The organism is Pseudomonadota bacterium (assembly GCA_010028905.1).
GTDB lineage: Bacteria > Vulcanimicrobiota > Xenobia > RGZZ01 > RGZZ01 > RGZZ01.
Genome location: RGZZ01000334.1, coordinates 1 through 5,671 on the forward strand (window position 1 = coordinate 1; position 5,671 = coordinate 5,671).

The following is a 5,671-nucleotide window of genomic DNA, read 5'->3' on the forward strand; positions in this document are numbered from 1 at the left end:
GGATGCGGGGGGGGGTGAATCTGCCCACGCGCTCGAGGAGAGCGTCAGCACAGCCATCATGCCGGCGAAGACCGCTGTGCGCGCGACACGCGCCAGGAATCGTGACCACATCGGCCTCGCGTTCATCTCTCTATGCCACCGCCACCACGTTGAACGCGATGGAGACCCTGGTCGCATCGGCATTCGTCGGGGTGGTGCGATGATTGACGTAACCGGGGAAGAGCACGAGTCGGCCCGGTCGCGGCTGGATGGCCCGCGGTCCTCCCGCGACCGCGGTCTCGGTGGGAATCAGCAGGCACCCGTCTGTGCAGCCTTCGACGAGCACCTGGGCGGGGGCGTCGACGTAGTAGACCCCAGCCAGCATCGACTCGAGATGGAAGTGATCGTCTTGCGTGTCGCTCTCCCCCAGCAGCAGCGCCCAGGCGCGCACGGCCATGACCTCGCCCCGCTGGGCGTCGAGCAGCGCTCGAACCGGTGAGGCGGCTTGATCGACGTAGTCTTGAACCGCCTCGCGGATCTGGCACATGAGCGCGCCCATGGCAGGGCTGCTGTCGACGTGGAGATCCTCCACCTGCTCCCCCCCGGTGAGGCGTAGGCGCGGCACGTCTCGCAGACGGATCTTGTGCGGAGACCGAACATCAGCGACCAGCGCCGCGTTGAACGCCTCGAGAGAGGGCCAGTCCGAGGGAGGCGTCAGGTCGCGCACCCGCACGACGTCCTCGAAGGCCACCCAGCTCGCTGCCTCCTCGACGCGTCCCAGATGGGTCAGGCCTTGAATCAGCGCCCGAACGACGGTGTTGCTCAGCACGCCCGCACCGCGCAGCCCTTCTGCGACGTCGACGAGCCCCTGCCAGTCGCGCTGCTGGCTGAGGGCCTTCGTCAGCAGCGAGAGGGTCAGCGCGCTCCTGGGCGCCTGCTGCAGGGAACCGCGCAGATCTGCAACCGCGCGCTCGAGCTCTCCCCGCTTGAGGTGTGCAGCTCCGCGACACGCGAGCAGGTCCGGATGGCTGTCGAGTCGGGGGAAGCGGGACCCGATCAAGGTCAGGGCCTCGTCGGCGCGGCCTACCGCGCACAGCGCCCGAAGATACGGCGCGAGCTGCCTGGGTTGGGCAGGCTCGCACGCAACGCCCTTGTCGAAGGCCTCGAGGCCCGCCTCGAAAGCCTCCGCGCGGAAGTGGGCCTCCGCCAGCGCATAGTGGTAGCGCGCCTGGTGCGGACGAAGCGCCACCGCCTGGCGCAACAGGTCGAGCTCGGCAAGCGCGCCCGCCTCACGACGACCGGTGTCATCGCTCCAGGAAAGCCTCACGCGAGAGCACCCGGTCTGAACTGGCTGAGCCCGCTTGTGCACCACGAGACCTGCATAGGAGGGGGTACGATGGTCTCGCACTGAGGTCCTTCGCCATCAGCAGACGAACTCAGCCGCCCCATACGAAGCACCCACGCAGCTCCGCGAACACGGCCGCCAACGCTCACGCCCAGATCGACCCGCGCCCCTCAGTACCGAGGATGCACGCGGTATTCGATGTCGTAGACGCTGGGGCGTGAGGTGTCGCTGGCAAGCACCTTCAGCTCGACCGACAGGAGGCTGGTGTTGTTGGCAGTATCGCCCCCGTTGTCGTGGTCGGCCGGGCTCACCGAGGTAAGGGTCTCGTCGCCCCCCTCACCCCCCTGGCGCCGAATGAACTGCACGCAGAACCCGCCATACTTGTCGGTCTTCCAGCCGGGCGATCCGTTGAGCCCCGTGACGGTCACATCGGGCTCGAGGGTGTCGCTCATGAGCACCCGCTTCGTCTTCACGTCGGACGGGATGGCGCTGGGCATGGTGTCGCTGGCGCGCGGCACGTTGTCCTTCTGGCTGGCGTCGAGGGGCTTCTCCCAGCGCACCAGCTGACCCGTGCGCGCCCCCTTCTGCAGGGTGTAGAACACGGTCTTGGTCCAGAGCGGCGCACCGTAGGGATTGATGTTGAGCTTCATCTCATCGAGGTCGCCAGGGTCGCGGGCGCTCACGAACGAGCAGCCTGGCGGCTCGTTGGGGGCCGCGTCGTTGGGGAACACGCGCACGCTCACCAGGGCGGTCTCTTGCAGGTCGCGGCGCATCCAGCGGATGGCGGCCTCGGTATCGACGCTCACGAGGTACGATGACACCGAGACCTGGCGGGCGCGCGTGCCCACGGTATAGAGGGTGAAGATGACGAAGGCCGCCAGCAGCGCAAGGAAGCTGTAGACCACGATCTCGATGATGGTGAAGCCGCGTCTCATCGCCATAGCGGCATGCGCACCTTGATCACCTTGTTGTCATTGGGGTCGACCACCCCTGGCTCGGCCACCCCGATGCCCTCACGCCATGAGATGGTGATGGTGGCCTCGTCGGTGTCTCCCGCCACGTCGCCCACGAAGCTGCCGTTGGTGAACGTGATGGCCTTGTGGAAGATCATCTCCTGCGGATTTCCCTCGACCCACACCTTCACGGGCGTTTCGGTGGTGGCCTTCCAGCGCTTGGGCCAGGCCGATCCGTAGGGGTGGGCTTCCATCTCATCCATGAGGCTGTGGGCCATGATGAGGGCCACGCTGCGGTTGCGGCTCTGCACCGCCTGCTGCGACGAATTCGAGAAGACGCTGAAGAACACCACCACCGCGAGAATGAGAATGGCGAACCCCAGCACCAGCTCGAGAATGCTGAACCCCCGCCGCCTCACTTCGCCCACCCCTCTGCCGTGAGCTTCTTGGGCACCTGGGGCGGGCCCACGTCGATGGCCGCGCTGCTGCTGAAATCACTGTCGTACTTGAGCTCGGCGGCCCGGTCGATCCAGTTCTCGGAGGTGGCCTTGGGCAGGTAGAGCGACGCGCGGTTGAAGTACGGGTAGAACATGAGGCTCGCGCAGGTGATGCTGCCGCTGTGCGACAGCAGCGTGCCCACGCAGCGCACCGAGGTGATGGCGATGTTGTTCTCGGCCAGGAAGAGGCCGCAGGCGCTCGCGCCTCCCACCGTGATGCTGTCGCCGTAGACCATCACGCCGTTGTACTCGCGCATGAAGACGTCCGGGTCGTCTACGTTGAGCAGCGACTGCAGCTTGTCGAGGGTGCTCTTGCCCGCATTCTTCACCGAGTCGGTGAGGTTGCCCACGAGATCCTTGCCGGAGGTGGAAACGGCCCCTTCCTTCTGGGCCAGCGAATCGGTGACGCTCGAGAGCAGATCGGTGACGATGCCGGCGAGGCCGCCATAGGGAATGACGGCCAGGGCCACCTTGGCCACGATCTTCTTGATCACCTCGGTGACCACGTAGGTGACCAGGGTCTTCACCACCGAGTCGATGAGGTTCTTCACCACGGTCTCCGGACTGATCGAGTTGGCGGCCGTCGACGGCAGATCGATGATCGAGGTCACCACGCCCTTCACGTCGATCTGCGGAACCATGGGCACAACGCCCTCGCCGAAGATCCACCAGTCGCAGTGGGTGAGGAAGTTCTCGCCCACGCTCATGTTCAGCGACACCGAGTAGACATAGGCGAGCGCGCGAGCGATGGGCACCATCATGTTCTTGCGGGGCAGGGGGATGGGAGTGGGAATGGGCGGCCCCGGCACGCCGAAGAACGGCGTAGGGGGGAAGATGACCTGGAACGTGGAGGCGTACTTGGCAAAGTACGGCTTGCGCGCCCAGAAGGGCCCGAGAACCGCGCAGAAGCTTGTTGTTCACCGAGGCCAGTGAGGGCACGAGCTTGCCGGCCTCGGCAAGCAGATCGTCGAGGGCGCTGCCGGAGAAGACCCCGTTGGTGAGCTTCACGTTGCGGCCGATGATGGCCGTGGTGATGGGGTGGATCTTGCCGGGAATGCCGCCCACCACCACCGACCCCCACTTCAGCGACCCGGGCACGTCGACGTCACCCGTGCAGACCAGTGACGCCCCTTCCTCGAGAAAGACACGGCCGCAGGGCGTCCAGAAGCTGCTCGAGCCCACGTTGCCGGGCGGGGTCTCGAGGGTCAGGCGCGGGCAGTCGGCATACAGGGTCGATCCGCGCTGCAGCCAGAGATCGCCGCGGACGGTGATGGTGCCCGCGCTGCGCAGGCTCAAGGAACGCCCGCGCGGCACCGTGACGGTGCCGTCGAGCACCATGTGCCCCTCGTCGAGCACGAATCCGAAGAGCCTGTCCTTGCCGCCGAAGTGCACGAGCTTCACGTCGTCGTTCGAGACCGAGTCGGCAATCTTCTTTGCGTCGAAGGCGAGAAAGCCGATGAGGCTGCCGAGCAGCTTGCCGGCCACCGAGTAGTTCCATCCGGTGATGCCTTCGGTGCCGTCCGGATCCTGGGCGCGGGTGGGCGGCACGCTCTGCATACCGCTCCCCATGCCGTTCTGGACCATGGTGTTGAGCTGCGCGGTCTTGCTGTCGATCTGGGCCTGGATGTTGTTGAGATCGGCCAGCTTCTTGTTGTAATCAGTCTGTGCTGCCTTCAGGGCATCGAGGTTCGCGTCGGTCTGGTTGGCATTGTAGTCGTTCTGGGCCTTCTTGAGCGCCTCGCCCGCCTTCTTCTCGGCCTCCTGCGCGGGCGGCAGCAGCTTCTGCAGGTCGGCGATCTCCTGGCTCACGGTCTCGGCCATGTTCACGTCGTACGAAGCGTTGTCCGGGGGGAACGGCACGCTGAAGTAGAACTCGTAGACGTACGGTGGATACGGCGAGAAGCCCGGGATCATCGGCATCCAGAAATGGTTGGCGTTGCGCAGACTGAGGAACTGCTCGAGCCCGCTCGAGCCTCCGAAGAACAGGTCGAGAATCGATGACGGCCCCACCGACTCTGAGACCAGCGAAGCGGTCTTGTCGCCGCTCGCCGCGGCCGACACCAGGGCGTCGCGCGCCGCGGTGGCCTGGGTGAAGAAGGCGTCAGCGTACTCGCGCAGCACGGGCTCCTTGGTCTTGTAGGCAACGCCCGGCCCATTCTTGATCTTGGCCGTGCCGTCAACCGTGTACAGCTCTCCGTAGGTCGCGAAGTCGACGTTGACGTCCTTGCGGCCGTACACCTTGGCGGGTACGCCGCTGTAGGCCTCGGTGCTCTTGCGCGGATCGCCGTAGGAGGGGTTCGACCACCCCCGCAGATCGCCGATGGTGACGTTGCCCTTGGGCGCGTAGGCCGCCCACCCCGGCACCATGCTGAGCACGTCGATGTAGGTGCGCTTGCCGAAGACCATGAGCGCGAAGTCAGTGGTGAAGGGCTTCAGGCGCAGAATGGCGTGCAGCGGAGCGCTGCCCAGGGCGCGCAGATCGGGCAGGCCGTTGTCGCGGTCGAAGATGTTCTTGGCGTAGAGATCGGCCAGCACCGCGGCGTCACCCGGCGTATCGTTGGTGACATTGCCCGTGATGACAAGGCCGCTGGGCGGCGTGATGCCCGTGCCCAGCTGCTGGGCCAGCACGTAGCGACGCCCCTCGCGGAAGCGCAGATCGCCTTCGGCCGCCATGGCCGACTGGCGCGTCATGCTCTGGTAGTAGTGCATCGACATGGCGATGACCATGAGCATGAAGATGACCGCCATGGCCCCGGCGAGAACGCTGCCGCGTCTTCTGCTTCTCATCAAAGACCTTTCTTCAAGAAAAGAGGGAGAGACTCCCCCTCCCCTCATTGCGGCTTGAAGAACGAGTACCGCGCATGCGTGGTGTCATCGGGCACCCACACGGCGGCGCA

Annotated in this window: 4 protein-coding genes; all 4 read right to left on the reverse strand. The window is 65.8% G+C overall.

Translation table 11 applies throughout. The features are described 5' to 3' along the window. Nucleotides 1–130 precede the first annotated feature (130 nt). The 4 genes from EB084_18345 to EB084_18360 all read right to left on the reverse strand — a co-directional run bounded on the left by EB084_18345 (nt 131) and on the right by EB084_18360 (nt 5,561). Entirely contained in the window at nt 131–1,387 is a 1,257-nt protein-coding gene (locus tag EB084_18345; protein ID NDD30221.1) for a hypothetical protein, read from the reverse strand. Nucleotides 1,388–1,494: 107 nt separating this feature from the next. Then, the gene (locus tag EB084_18350; GenBank protein ID NDD30222.1) at nt 1,495–2,265 is read right to left on the reverse strand and encodes a hypothetical protein; all 771 of its coding nucleotides are present in this window, start codon (nt 2,263–2,265) and stop codon (nt 1,495–1,497) included. After that, nucleotides 2,256–2,705: a type II secretion system protein gene (locus tag EB084_18355; GenBank protein NDD30223.1), complete on the reverse strand. Its 450-nt coding sequence runs from the start codon at nt 2,703–2,705 to the stop codon at nt 2,256–2,258. Before EB084_18355 ends, EB084_18350 begins: the two co-directional genes overlap by 10 nt. A 66-nt stretch (nt 2,706–2,771) precedes the next feature. Then, complete coding sequence (locus EB084_18360; GenBank protein NDD30224.1) at nt 2,772–5,561, reverse strand: hypothetical protein; 2,790 nt, start codon at nt 5,559–5,561, stop codon at nt 2,772–2,774. Between the last annotated feature and the right edge of the window lie 110 nt (nt 5,562–5,671).